The organism is Janthinobacterium aquaticum (assembly GCF_009208565.1).
In the GTDB taxonomy this organism is placed as follows: Bacteria; Pseudomonadota; Gammaproteobacteria; order Burkholderiales; family Burkholderiaceae_D; genus Janthinobacterium.
Genome location: NZ_WFLK01000001.1, coordinates 378,124 through 391,794 on the forward strand (window position 1 = coordinate 378,124; position 13,671 = coordinate 391,794).

11 protein-coding genes are annotated in these 13,671 nt (G+C 61.5%); 6 read left to right on the top strand and 5 right to left on the bottom strand.

What is annotated here, in order from left to right:
• Positions 1 to 14: 14 nt before the first annotated feature.
• The 3 genes from GCM43_RS01700 to GCM43_RS01710 form a co-directional block, all read right to left on the bottom strand.
• Complete coding sequence (locus GCM43_RS01700) at positions 15 to 572, bottom strand: NADPH-dependent FMN reductase (protein ID WP_152241764.1); 558 nt, start codon at positions 570 to 572, stop codon at positions 15 to 17.
• A gap of 108 nt (positions 573 to 680) precedes the next feature.
• Positions 681 to 1,820, bottom strand: a complete 1,140-nt coding sequence (gene alr, locus GCM43_RS01705) for an alanine racemase (RefSeq protein ID WP_226929268.1) — start codon at positions 1,818 to 1,820, stop codon at positions 681 to 683.
• A gap of 1 nt (position 1,821) precedes the next feature.
• Entirely contained in the window at positions 1,822 to 3,111 is a 1,290-nt protein-coding gene (locus GCM43_RS01710; protein ID WP_152241765.1) for a D-amino acid dehydrogenase, read from the bottom strand.
• A 137-nt stretch (positions 3,112 to 3,248) separates the two neighbouring features.
• Between GCM43_RS01710 and GCM43_RS01715 the strand changes: the two genes are divergently transcribed.
• From GCM43_RS01715 to GCM43_RS01740, 6 genes are all read left to right on the top strand, one after another.
• On the top strand, positions 3,249 to 3,749 hold the full coding sequence (locus tag GCM43_RS01715) for an Lrp/AsnC ligand binding domain-containing protein (RefSeq protein WP_152241766.1): 501 nt from the start codon (positions 3,249 to 3,251) through the stop codon (positions 3,747 to 3,749).
• A 149-nt stretch (positions 3,750 to 3,898) separates the two neighbouring features.
• On the top strand, positions 3,899 to 4,240 hold the full coding sequence (locus tag GCM43_RS01720; RefSeq protein WP_152241767.1) for a hypothetical protein: 342 nt from the start codon (positions 3,899 to 3,901) through the stop codon (positions 4,238 to 4,240).
• 129 nt (positions 4,241 to 4,369) lie between these two features.
• On the top strand, positions 4,370 to 4,945 hold the full coding sequence (locus GCM43_RS01725) for a YdcF family protein (protein WP_152241768.1): 576 nt from the start codon (positions 4,370 to 4,372) through the stop codon (positions 4,943 to 4,945).
• A 98-nt stretch (positions 4,946 to 5,043) separates the two neighbouring features.
• Complete coding sequence (locus GCM43_RS01730) at positions 5,044 to 7,914, top strand: AAA family ATPase (protein ID WP_152241769.1); 2,871 nt, start codon at positions 5,044 to 5,046, stop codon at positions 7,912 to 7,914.
• A gap of 28 nt (positions 7,915 to 7,942) precedes the next feature.
• Positions 7,943 to 9,757, top strand: coding sequence for a hypothetical protein (locus GCM43_RS01735; RefSeq protein WP_152241770.1), 1,815 nt, complete (start codon positions 7,943 to 7,945; stop codon positions 9,755 to 9,757).
• Positions 9,758 to 9,810: 53 nt separating this feature from the next.
• Positions 9,811 to 10,278, top strand: a complete 468-nt coding sequence (locus GCM43_RS01740) for a hypothetical protein (protein ID WP_152241771.1) — start codon at positions 9,811 to 9,813, stop codon at positions 10,276 to 10,278.
• A 46-nt stretch (positions 10,279 to 10,324) separates the two neighbouring features.
• Here the strand turns inward: GCM43_RS01740 and glpK are convergent, their stop codons facing one another.
• Together glpK and GCM43_RS01750 are read right to left on the bottom strand one after the other, a co-directional pair.
• The gene (gene glpK / locus GCM43_RS01745; protein WP_152241772.1) at positions 10,325 to 11,818 is read right to left on the bottom strand and encodes a glycerol kinase GlpK; all 1,494 of its coding nucleotides are present in this window, start codon (positions 11,816 to 11,818) and stop codon (positions 10,325 to 10,327) included.
• Between the two features lie 83 nt (positions 11,819 to 11,901).
• Positions 11,902 to 13,629: an ABC transporter substrate-binding protein gene (locus GCM43_RS01750; RefSeq protein ID WP_152241773.1), complete on the bottom strand. Its 1,728-nt coding sequence runs from the start codon at positions 13,627 to 13,629 to the stop codon at positions 11,902 to 11,904.
• Between the last annotated feature and the right edge of the window lie 42 nt (positions 13,630 to 13,671).

Below are 13,671 nucleotides of genomic sequence, written 5' to 3' on the forward strand. Positions count from 1 at the left end.
GCGTTTATTCCCGCTTATGCGTGGATCGCGTGTTTCTTGACCCAATTCACATAATGCTGCATCCAGCCCTGGAAGAAGCCCAGGCTGGCTTCACCGATATTGCCGTGTTCGTCAAACAGGCCATCCTTGGCCTGGATAAACATTTCCGGCTGGTTTAGCAGCGGCACGTCCAGGTAGGCCAAGATATTGCGCAGATGCTGCTGCGCCAGTGCGGTGCCGATGGCGCCCACCGATACGCCCAGCACGGCGCCCGGCTTGCCGCCCCAGACGCTCTGGCCGTAAGGGCGCGAAGCGTGGTCGATGGCGTTTTTCAGTACGCCAGGCACGGAACGGTTGTACTCGGGGGTCAGGAACAGCAGCGCCTGGGAATCGGCGATCTCGGTTTTCAGGCGCAGCACCTGTTCGCTCTGGGCGCCATCGTCGTCCTGGTTGTACAGCGGCAGGTCGCCGATTTCAATATGCTTGAACGAAAACTCTGGCGGGGCCAGCTTGATGATGGCGTCGGCCAGCTTGCGGTTGAAGGAATCCTTGCGCAGGCTGCCAACGATAACGGCGACTTGATATTGACTCATGAATGACCTCGATAAAAGTGGAAAAAAAGCCCTGGAGCAAAGTACGCTACAGGGCTATCTTGCCACACAATTATCGCCGGCGTCTGCACGCCAGAAGGCTAGGTAAGGTCAAGCTGGGCGGGCCAGACCGCGGTATTCGCGGTAATAGCGTCCACCCAGATTGGTCAGCACTTCGTAGCCGATGGTCTGGGCCATGGCGGCCACCGCATCGACCGGATGCTCGGCGCAGATCAGGTCAACCAGGCTGCCCGGCGCCACGCGTTCGGGCGCAATTGCACTGACGTCAAGCGTAATCGAGTCCATCGAAATGGCGCCGATCTGCGGCACCTTCACGCCATCGATCACGGCCAGGCCCTGGTTGCTCATGCTGCGCAGCCAGCCGTCGGCATAACCGACCGACACAGTGGCCACCCGGCAGACGCCTTGCGCCGTATAACGCAGGCTGTAGCCGACATGGTCGCCATCGCCTATCGTGCGCGACTGGATAATCTTGCCCTGCAGACGCACCACCGGGCGCATGGGGTTGACCTCGCCTGCCTGTGGCGTAATACCATACAGCGCCGCGCCGGGGCGCACCAGGTCAAAGTGGTAGCTGGGCGACAGGAACACGCCCGAGGAATTGGCCAGGCTGGCGCGGCAGGCCGGCAAACGGGCAAGGATCGCCTGGAAGCGTGCCAGTTGCAGCGCATTGAACGGGTTGGCGCGCTCGTCGGCGCAGGCCAGGTGGCTCATCACATAGAGCACATTGACGCCGTCGAGAAAGTGCGCGTCGGCCAGCCATTGATCGACTTCCTGCGGCGCCATGCCCATGCGCGACATGCCGGTATCGACCTGCACGATGGCGTCCAGCGTGCGGCCCAGCATGGCGGCATGCGCGCGCCAGCCTTGCACCTGTGGCACGCTGTTGAGCACAGGAATCAAGCCATGCTCGGTAAACGCCGCTTCGGTGCCTACCGGCGGGCCGTGCAGAACGAAAATGGCGGCGTCCAGCGCCAGGTGCGGGCGCAGGCTGATGCCTTCTTCCAGGTGAGCGACAAAAAAATGCCGGCAGCCTTCCTGGTACAGCGCCGACGCCACTTGCGCTGCGCCCAGGCCGTAGGCGTCGGACTTGACCACGGCCGAACAGGCAGCCGGCAACGCGCGTGCGCGCAGCAAACGGTAATTGCTGCGCACGGCATCGAGGTCGATGGTCAGGATGGCGCCGCTACGCTCCTTGGCCGGCACGCCCATGCTCATGAAAGCGCCCATCTCAAGCGCCCGCGTATTGCAGCTTGCCGCCCTGGGTGGCGCCGTGATAGCGCGCTACCGACAGGTCATCGGCGCGGATAGCCGGCTGCTTCGACGACATCAGGTCGGCCAGCAACTGCGCCGAACCGCACGACATGGTCCAGCCCAGCGTGCCGTGGCCGGTGTTCAGAAACAGGTTACGCAGCGGCGTGCGTCCGACGATCGGCGTGCCGTCCGGCGTCATCGGGCGCAGGCCGGTCCAGAAGGTGGCGTCGACCGTATTGCCGCCGCCGGGGAACAGGTCGTTGACCACCATTTCCAGCGTTTCGCGGCGGCGCGGGTTGAGGCGCAGGTCGTAGCCGGCAATCTCGGCCATGCCGCCCACGCGGATGCGGTCGTCAAAGCGCGTGACGGCAATCTTGTAGGTTTCATCAAGGATGGTCGATACCGGTGCTTTGGCCGCATCGACGATAGGCACCGTGATCGAATAGCCCTTGAGCGGATAGACGGGAATATCGAGCTGCGGCTTGATGAAATTGGTCGAGTAGGAACCGAGGGCCACCACGTAAGCGTCTGCCTTGACCAGTTCTGCGCCGCACTGTACGCCGGCAATCGCGTCGCCCTGCGTCAGCAGCGCATCGATCGGCACGCCATAGCGGAACGTGACACCAAGCGCGACGGCCATCTCGGCCAGGCGCGTGGTAAACAGCTGGCAGTCGCCGGTTTCATCGTTGGGCAGGCGCAGGCCGCCAAACAGCTTGTGCTTGACCGCTTCCAGGGCCGGCTCGGCGCCGGACAACTGGTCGCGCAACAAGACCTCGAACGGCACGCCCGCTTCCTGCAGCACCTCGATATCCTTAGCCGCATCGTTGTATTGTTTTTCGGTACGGAACAGCTGGGTCGTGCCCTGCTGGCGCCCTTCATAGGTGATGCCGGCCTCGGCGCGCAGCGTCTTGAAGCAGTCGCGGCTGTATTCGGCCAGACGCACCATGCGTTCCTTGTTGACGGCGTAGGCGTCGGGCGTGCAGTTGCGCAGCATCTGCCACATCCATTTGAGCTGCGCCATGCTGCCGTCGAGCGAGATGGCCAGCGGGGCGTGGCGCTGCATCATCCATTTTACGGCTTTGAGGGGAATGCCGGGCGCGGCCCACGGCGAGGCGTAGCCGGGCGAAATCTGGCCGGCGTTGGCGAAACTGGTTTCCAGCGCCGGACCGGGCTGGCGGTCGATGACGGTCACGTCATGGCCGGCCCTGGCCAGGTAGTAAGCACTGGTGACGCCGATCACGCCGCTGCCCAGAATCACGATACGCATAATTTCCTCTATTTTTCCGTTTTTTGATGACGATTGTTTTTTGGGCAGATTGCCGGATTTGCCGCTATGATATGGCGATTGAACCAGCATTTGTTCACGTATAAATCAAGATATTCAGCAAATAATCATAAAAATCCATGAGAATTCTTAAAGAATCGGCACGCGGGCTCGACAAGCTCGACCGGCATATCCTGCGCGTGCTGCAGGTGGACGGGCGCATCTCAATGAAAGAGCTGGGCGAACAGGTCGGCCTGTCGATCACGCCCTGCATCGAACGGGTGCGGCGCATGGAGCGCGACGGCGTGATCAGCGGCTATTATGCGCGCGTCAATCCGGCCGCCGTGGGCGCCAAGTTGCTGGTGTTCGTGGAAATCACCCTGAACCAGAAGTCGGCCTCGGCCTTCGAGCAGTTCCGCCGCGAAGTGCTGCAGATACCGGAGGTGCAGGAATGCCACCTGGTGTCGGGCGACTTCGACTATCTGATCAAGGCGCGCATCCACGAGATGGCCGAATATCGCAAGCTGCTGGGCGACATGCTGCTGCAGCTGCCGGGCGCGGCGCAATCGAAAAGCTATGTGGTGATGGAAGAGATCAAGGAAACGCTGGCGGTCTCGACCGACGTTCAGCCAGGACGCTGAAAGTACCGTTTTGCGCACCCTTCAGCATCGCCATGCGAGCCTTTGTATAATCCGGTAGCCGGTTCAACAGAATCTCAGCACACTGCGTCCAGACATCACGCCCGTCCCCTCTGAGATTGGAAGCGGTGATGCACACCGGAACGACTACCATGAACACTGTCATCAAACTGGCGCTATGCTGCCTGGCTGGCTTGAGCGTGGCCATGTGCACGGCCAGCGAATACCAGGTCAACCGCGCGCCCGTCAACGGCGCCATCTACCAGAACATCAAGGTGGGCAAAACCACCCGCCTCGATCTCGACGCGGCACTGGGCAACGCCACCGTGGTCAGCTTCGACCCCGGCTATGAAGTGTGGGTCTACAAGAACCAACTGCAGCCCTCAAGGCGACTGCTGCCGCTGCTGGGCGAAAAAGGCACGCGCGAAGTGGCCGTGATGTTTGACCATGCTGGTATTGTCAGGAAATTCCGCATTCACGAGCCGCGCAAATAATTCTGGTCCTCCCGCACAGGAACACCGGGCCAAGCGGACCTGAAAAATGTCGAGGGCAAGGCGTAGGTCGGGTTAGCCCGCAGGGCGTAACCAGACAACACCACGGCCATCGGTGCAGTATCATGCACCATGCTTAAAAACCTGCTTTATCTTCTTGCCGCCCTGCTGGCGGCATGGACGCTGGCCTGCGCCGCGCTGGTGCTCGACGGCGTGCACGACCAGCTTGCGCCTGCCGATGTGATTGTGGTGCCTGGTAATACCATCGCCCCCGACGGTACGCCGAGCCCGCGCCTGCAGGCCCGGCTCGATGCAGCGCTGGCCGCCTATCGCGAGCGACTGGCGCCGCGCATACTGGTCAGTGGCGCCACCGGCAAGGAAGGCTTTGACGAAGCCGTGTCCATGGCGGCCTACCTGCGCCGCCAGGGCGTGCCGGCCAGCGCCATTGTCGAGGACAGCCAGGGCTGGACCACCGGCGCCACGGCGCACAATGCAGCGGCCATCATGGCCAGCCACGGCTGGCGCAGCGCCATGGTAGCCACCCAGTATTTCCATGTGCCGCGCATGCGGCTGGCGCTGCAGCGCGCCGGCGTGCATGTCAGCGCACAGATCCATGCGCCGTATGTCGAGTGGCGCGACCTGTATTCGCTGCCGCGCGAAGCGGCCGGCTTTGCGCTTTATTATCTGCGTTCCATGCAGCTTACGTAGAACATAACAATAATTGACGTATTGCAAAAGATCGCTGATACTCGCGCTCACCTCCGTTAGCCCATCCAGGTCTGCATGAACAGCGTAAAGAAGCATCAATGGACAAACTGACCGCAGCGCTCAGGATGTCCAAGGTAATTGCCTTGCATCAACAACGCAAACGCATTGATATCGACTGTTTCTATGCGGCCCTGCAATTTATTGCCCCTGCCGCCACCGACAGCGCCGTTGGCCAGGCCGGTGTGCCGGCGGCCGCGCTGACGCGCGAACAGGCAGCGCCCGGCGGGCAGCTTGTACTCGACAGCTACCAGGCAGAACCGGCACTGCGCCTGGCAGATGCGCTGGTGCAGCTCAAAACGCGGCTGGCAGGCGGCAACTGGGCCGGCGAAGAGGCCGTTTTTGCCGAAGCGCCGCTGGAGGAAAGCGAACGCGACGCCGCGATCACCGCGGCCATGCAGGTGGTCACGGCCGCGCTCAAGCCGCCGCCGATCAACGCCGGCGCCGGCGGCGCAGCCTCTGCGGGCAACAGCCTGCGCGAACGGCTGGCCACCCAGTTGCTGGGCCAGGAACTGGCCGCCACGCTGCTGCGCGAAGAACTGACGCTGCGTGAATGGAAACTTGACGGCCAAAACGGTCCACAGGTGTTTCTGCTGCTCGGCCCACCATCGAGCGGCAAGACCCTGATGACAAATCTGCTGGCGCAGCACTATGCCGGGCGGCCCATGCTGACGCTCAATATGGCCAGCTACCAGAGCGAGCGCGAAGGCTTTGGCCTGACCGGCCTGCGCTATGGCTGGTCGGACGCGCGCCCTGGGCGCCTGACCGGTTTTGTGTGGGAGCATCCGCGCGCCATCGTGGTGTTCGAGCATATCGACCGCGCCCATGAAAACGTGCAACAGCTGCTGATGCCTCTGCTGGTCGGCGGCAGCCTCGATGACGAATATGGCTTCGGCAGCGGCGCTGAAAGCGGCCACCCCGACAGCCGCAGCGTCGACTTCAGCGACACCATCCTGCTCTTTACCAGCAATGCCGCCAGCGCCGTCTATGAGCAGCCCGGCTACCAGCAACTGCTGGCCGACACGCCGGAGCAGGCGATCGCCCAGCTGCGCGCGGCTTTTGGCGCGCCGCCCGCCAGCCAGACAGGTATCCGCGGCGAGCCGGCGCCCGCGCGCGCCTCGGGCTTTGCCACGCACCTGAGCCAGTTCCCCATCCTGCCCTTCCTGCCGCTGGGGCTGGACGCGCTGCTGGCCATCACAGGCCAGCGCCTGGCCACGCTGGCGAGCGGCCTGCAAGCGCAGAACGTGGCCTGCAGCGGTCTCGACGCGCCCGAACTGGCCTGGGTGCTGACGCTTGCCCTGGGACCGGACATCAATGCGCGTGAACTCGATGGCGTGGCCCGCCCGCTGGTACAGCACTATGTGCGCGACTGCGACGCCAGCGGCGCCAGCCGCGCCACGCAGCTGGTGGTCAGCGTGGCGCCGTCGCCACTGCTTGAGCGCCTGCGCGCCAGCAACCCGGCTGAAGTGCTCAACCAGTTGCTGCGCCGTAGCGAAACGCTGCGCTACCGGCTGACGGCCACGCGCGACGGCGCCACGCTCACGCTGCAGCTCGATGCGCTGGAACTGGAACGCGTGCGCGTACAATCGGACTACGGCAACACCGGCGGCTTTGTCACCGAATTGCCCAAGCAGGGCTTTGATGCGATTTTCGGCCATCAGCATGTCAAGCAGCGCCTGCAGCAGGTGCTGCGCCTGCTGCAGCAGCCGGCCAGCGTCGGCGGCGCACCGCTGGCTTTGCCCAAGGGCATGCTGCTGTATGGCAGTGCCGGCACCGGCAAGACCATGCTGGCCAAGGCGCTGGCGGCCGAAGCCAAGCTGCCCTTTATCAGCGTGACCGGGCCGCAGCTGCTGGACCTGGACCTGATCCGCACGCTGTTCCAGCGCGCCCGCAAGTTTGCACCCAGCATCGTGTTTATCGACGAGATCGATGCGCTGGGCGTGCGCGGCGCGCACGGCGCCGATGTCTGCATCAACCAGCTGCTCACTGAAATCGACGGTTTTTCCGACACCCGCTGGGGCGGCGTGTTCGTGATCGCCGCCACCAACTTCCCCGGCAAGGTCGATCCGGCGCTGACGCGCTCGGGCCGGCTCGACCTCAATATTGAAATTCCCATGCTCGACCGCGAAGCGCGCGCCCTGTTCGTGGCGCGCCTGCACGGCCTGCCCCACCAGGACGCCTGGGACGACCAGGTGCTGCTCGACCTCAGCGCCGGCATGACCGGCGCCGACCTGGAAAAAGTCTACCGCGAATGCGCGCTCGACTTGGTGCGCCGCCAGACCGACCATATTACCCAGGCCGATGTGCTTGAACAGATCAATGTGATCCGCCACGGCCAGCGCGTCGAAAACCCGCGCCTGCGCGAACAGCTTGAATCGACCGCCTTTCACGAGGCCGGCCACGCCGTGGTGTCGATGGTGCTCAACCCCGGCGTGCGGGTGCAGCAGATCACCATCGTGCCGCGCCGCGACAGCCTGGGCTTTACCAGTTATGACCAGGAAAATTCAAGCGGCGGCAACTTCAACCGCGCCCAGGCCATCAACCGCATCTGCGTGGCACTGGCCGGACGCATTGCCGAATCGCGGCGCTTCCCCGCCATCGATGACGCTGGCGGCAACGACGCCGGCGCCGCCAGCGACCTGCACTACGCCACCCGCCTGGCCTGGCAGGCGATTACCGAATGGGGGCTGGACGAGGAATTTGGCTGGTTGTCGCTGTCAGGCATCTCCGAGGCCGGCCAGCGCGCCCTGCAGGAACGCGCGGTGGAACGCTCGCACGCCTGGCTGGCCGAAGCGCGCCAGCACACCACGCACGTGATCGACGAACACTGGCGCACCATCGAGCAGGTGGCGAACTACCTGCTGGAACATGAAATGCTCGATGGCGATACCTTGCGCAATATGCTGGCTTAAGCGGACAAATTCAACAGGAAAGAGGGTTATGAGCAATACCGTCATCTACAGCTACAAAGCCGAACCACGCAGCGGCGGACGATACTTTATTTCCGTGATGCGCCGTGATGAAACACCCGCCAAAGTGGTGCCCATCAAGCCACAGAAGAAGGACATCGAGGCCGATGGCCTGCCCCGTTTCGATAGCAAGAAAAATTCCGTTGATGAGGACAACGTCAAAGCCGTCGCGCAGGACGGCGACGCTGGCAAGGAACCGGCAAAGCTGCCGGTCGCGAAACCAGTATATGGCAGTAAAAATCCGCTTGCCAGCGACGATAACACGCCCCCGGAAGTTATCCGGACAAATGAACATCTGGTCAAAGAGGGCAACAAGGTTGAAGGTAGCGACCTCGAGAGCGTTACGACAAACACGCACGGGCATACCGGCACGCAAGGAGCCGAAATGGAGGAACTGCTGGCGGGAAGCGCGCCAATCGAGATCAACAAAAAGATGAATGCTGCGCCCCCCGGATCACCGGGTGACGGCAGCTTTTTGCTCGGCGAATTACGCATCGCCACCACACCTGCCGATCAATCGGTCATCCTTGAGACGTACAGGATCAGCGAGAGAACGCACAAAAATGCTTTCTACATTGATTACGAGCGGCCCATTACCGTTTCTGAGTACGACGCAAACTTTGAAATGCAGGCCGACGACGCCGCCATGGTATTGCGCGCCTTTATGCTGGCCAAGATGACGACCACACGGCTTGAAACGCGCCATATCCTGCAGGAGCAGACGAAAGGCCTTGCCAAGCTCCGCACTGCCATCGACGCAGACAAAGAGCATGTTTTTTCAAGCAACATGCTGAAAGAATGGCAACGAGTTGAAGATGCGGCAGAAGAGCATGGCAAGAGCCATAATGGACCACACAAACGGTATGCATTAATGTGGGAAGATGTCTTTGCTCAACGTGCCACCGTGTTGCATGACTTTGTGCACCGACACAAGCGATGGTTGTATGGCAGTGTCTTTGCCATGCTGGTGCTGACACTGTACTGGGTCTGGTTTCCCGAATTCCAATACTGGTCCGAACTGGGTAAATTGCTGACCTTCACATCGGTGGCGGGCGGTATCGTTTTTCTGCTGTACGCCTTGAATTTGAAGGTATTGAAAACGCGTATTGCCGAGCAACTGCATAAAAACACGACCAAAAAACTCAATAAAACCATGGCCGGGCTGATACAGACCAATGCCAATGTCGCTGCACTTAATATGGCGCCGCTGCAACAAGATGCCTATGTTTCCGATCTGTTGCTGTGCAAGATGGATCAGGCTCTGCATCTGAAGGAACGGCTGACATCGATTGAAAAAGTGATCAAGGCCCGTGCAACCTATGTGGGCGCTGACGCCTTGCATATTGAACAGCATCGCGACCGCGTACGCCGCAGTATTACCGCTGCCGGCAGCGGCGTCTTCGTGGGATTCTTTACCTACGAGGTGGGAGAATCGGTGATGAGCTACCTGCATGTGACGCACCACCAGGACCAGAACTCAATGCTGTACTGGCTGTTTGCCAATGGCGAGCGCATCAAGGTCAAGCAAGGGCATGCGCTGGCGCTGCCTGAGCAGGCACAGGCCGGCGATATCCATGCAGCACCGCATGAGAACGCCGTGACGGCCAGCCACACGGTGCAGCATGGGCCGGCCATCGATCCGGAATTTATCCAGGCATATCACGAGCCGGAAGTGTTTGCGCACAGCGTACTGTTGACCTTGACTATCGTCTTCAGCCTGATCACGGCCTGGATCGCCATACGCAAGCCCGAAGCCGAGCAAGGTGGCGGCCATGGCCACCACTAAGACGTTATACTTGCTTATAAACTTGATAGTTACGTAACCTGATGGAGCAATCTATGGATAGCAATACCCTTGCCACACTGTACAAAACGGTGATTGAAGAAGAACTGGGCATGATTGCCAAGATCGATGACACCGATGACGTCATTTTCAAGTATCCCGACCTGGGCACGCTGTACTTCAGCCTGGATGCGGAAAATGATCCCGAGTATCTGATGCTGGTGTTCCCGAATTTTGCCGATGCCAAATCACTGGAGCTGTCGCGCGAGCAACTGCTGCTGGCAATCAATAACATCAACAGCAGCAGCAAGGCAGTCAAGCTGTCGATCCGCCGCAAGACCATCGACACCGACTGCGACGTAACGGCCACCGTGGAAGCGTTTGTCGGTGCGCCGAATCAGGCGCCAGCCGAAGCAGTCCTGCGCCAGACCATCAAGCGCAATCTGTCGGCACTGCGTGCCGGTGCGCGCAACCTGATTGAAGAAAGCAAGAAAATCAAGGGCGACCAGGTCGAAACGATGTAAGCCGTCGGGGGCCGGGATACCTCGTCCCGGCCCTGACCCTGTCAGTCTACTCGTCCCACTGGCGCGAACGCTCGACCGCACGCTGCCATTTATGCAGCCGCGCCAGGCGTTCATCGTGCGCCATCTTCGGCTCGAAGCGGCGGCCCACCTGCCACTGCGCGCCGATCTCCTCTTCCGACGCCCAGAAACCTACCGCCAGGCCCGCCAGATAGGCTGCACCCAGCGCCGTGGTTTCCGTGACTACCGGACGTACTACCGGCACATTCAGAATATCAGCCTGGAACTGCATCAGCATGTCGTTGCGCGCCGCGCCGCCGTCCACGCGCAGTTCGGACAGGGCAATGCCGGCGTCTTTCTGCATGGCCGACAGCACATCGACGTTCTGGTAAGCCACGCCTTCGAGCGCCGCGCGCGCGATATGCGCCTTGCCGGTGCCGCGCGTAATGCCGATCAGCGTGCCGCGCGCATACGGATCCCAGTATGGCGCACCGAGGCCGGCAAAGGCCGGCACGAAGACCAGCCCGCCCGTATCGGGCACGCTGCTGGCCAGCGCCTCGACCTCGGACGAGTGGCTGATAATGCCCAGGCCGTCGCGCATCCACTGCACGGCGGCGCCGGCAATAAAGGCGCTGCCCTCGAGCAGATAATCGGTGCGGTTGGCGCCCTCGCCCAGGCGCCAGCCGACGGTCGAGAGCAGGCGGTTTTTCGACGGCAGCGGGCGCTTGCCCACATTCATCAGCATAAAGCAGCCGGTGCCATAGGTGTTCTTGGCCATGCCCGGCTTCAGGCAGGCCTGGCCAAAGGTGGCGGCCTGCTGGTCGCCGGCAATGCCGGCAATCGGCAGGCGCACGCCCAGCAAATCGGTGTGCGTATGGGCGGCGATGCCGCTCGATGGCACCACGTCGGGCAGCAGCGAAGCGGGAATATCGAGCAGCGCCAGCAGGTCGGTGTCCCATTGCAGCGTGTGGATATTGAACAGCATGGTGCGTGAAGCATTGCTGGTATCGGTCAGATGGGCGCCGCTCATCTTGTAGATCAGCCAGCTGTCGACGGTGCCGAAGGCCAGCTCGCCGCGCTGGGCGCGTGCGCGCAGGCCGGCGATATTGTCGAGCATCCATTTGAGCTTGGTGGCGGAAAAATAGGCGTCGAGCACCAGGCCGGTTTTTTGCTGGATCAGTTCGGCCTTGCCTTCGGCGACCAGCTGATCGCAAAAGGCGGCATTGCGCCGGTCCTGCCAGACGATGGCATTGGTGACAGGTTCGCCGGTAGCGCGGTCCCACAACACGGTGGTCTCGCGCTGATTGGTCACGCCGATGGCGGCCACGTCGCTGGCCGGCACGCCGCTCTCGCGCAGCACCTGCTCCATGACGCTGCGCTGCGAATCCCATATTTCACTGGCGTCGTGTTCGACCCAGCCCGGCTGCGGAAAAATCTGGCGAAATTCACCCTGCGCGCACGCATGCACGCGGCCCGCATGGTCAAACAGAATGGCGCGTGAGCTGGTGGTACCCTGATCTAAAGCAAGTATATAGTTGGTCATAAGTCAGCACTGCATTACATGGTAAAAACAGGCACAGTTCGTCTGCACGAACCGTGCCTGCCAGATTACAACATCAGCAAAGTTTAACGCACCTTGCCTTCTTTCCAGGCCTGCAGCAGCTTGTCGTAAGCAATGGTTTCGCCCTTCGGTTTTTCATTGGCCAGTTTCTTCCACGGCGCGTGCTGGTCGGACAGATACTGGTTCGGATCGCCCTTGGCGTTCAACTTCGGTGCGCACGCTTTCATGCCGGCGCGCTGCAGGCGTGCCATCACCTGGTCCATTTCCTCGGCCAGGTTGTCCATCGCGGCCTGCGGCGTTTTTTCGCCGGTAATGGCGGTGGCCACGTTTTTCCACCACAGCTGCGCCAGTTTCGGATAGTCGGGCACGTTGTTGCCGGTCGGCGTCCAGGCCACGCGCGCCGGGCTGCGGTAGAACTCGATCAGGCCGCCGTATTCATTGGCGTGCTTGGTAAAGTAATCGTGGCGGATATCGGAATCGCGGATAAAGGTCACGCCCACAATGGACTTTTTCAGCGAGACGGTCTTCGATGTGACGAACTGCGCATACAGCCAGGCGGCAGCCTTGCGGTCGTCCGGCGTGGACTTGAACAGGAACCATGAACCGACGTCCTGGTAGCCGTTCTGCATGCCGTCTTTCCAGTACGGGCCGTGCGGCGACGGCGCCATCCGCCATTTCGGCGTGCCATCCTTGTTGACCACCGGCAGGCCGGGCTTGACCATGCCGGCCGTAAACGCCGTGTACCAGAAAATCTGCTGGGCGATCTCGCCTTGCGCCGGCACCGGGCCGGACTCGGAGAAGTTCATGCCGTTGGCCTGCGGCGGCGCGTATTTCTTCATCCAGTCGATGTACTTGGTCAGCGCAAAGACGGCAGCCGGCGAATTGGTGGCGCCGCCACGCGACATCGAAGCGCCCACCGGCGTGCACTTGTCTGCCGCCACCTTGATGCCCCACTCGTCGATCGGCATGCCGTTCGGGATACCCTTGTCGGCCGCGCCAGCCATCGACAGCCAGGCATCGGTAAAGCGCCAGCCCAGCGAGGGATCTTTCTTGCCGTAGTCCATATGGCCGTAGACTTTCTTGCCGTCGATTTCTTTCACGTCGTTGGTAAAGAAGTCGGCGATGTCTTCGTAGGCCGACCAGTTCTGCGGCACACCGAGCTCGTAGCCGTACTTGGCCTTGAACTTGGCCTGCAGGTCCTTGCGCGCAAACCAGTCGGCGCGGAACCAGTACAGGTTGGCGAACTGCTGGTCGGGCAGCTGATAGACCTTGCCATCCGGTGCGGTGGTAAAGCTGATGCCGATAAAGTCCTTCAGGTCCAGGCCAGGATTGGTAAATTCCTTGCCCTTGCCGGCCATATAGTCCGACAGCGGCTCGACGGCGCCATAGCGGTAGTGGGTGCCGATCAGGTCGGAGTCCGAAATCCAGCCGTCATAGATGCTTTTACCGGACTGCATGGAGGTCTGCAGCTTTTCCACCACGTCGCCTTCCTGGATAATGTCGTGGCGCACCTTGATGCCGGTGATTTCCTCAAACGCCTTGGCCAGCGTTTTCGATTCATAGACGTGGGTGTCGATGGTCTCGGACACCACCGAAATTTCCTTGATGCCTTTGGCTTTGAGCTTGGCGGCAGCGTCGATAAACCATTTCATCTCCTCCATCTGCTGCTGCTTGCTCAGGCTCGATGGCTGGAACTCCTTGTCGACCCAGGTTTGCGCCTGCTTGACGTCGGCCAGGGCCGCATTGGCCAGCAGCATGGCTGCTGCTGCAAAGACCGTGAACTTCAATTTCATCGTATCTCTCCTTTTATTATATGAACCGGCCGCCGATGGCGC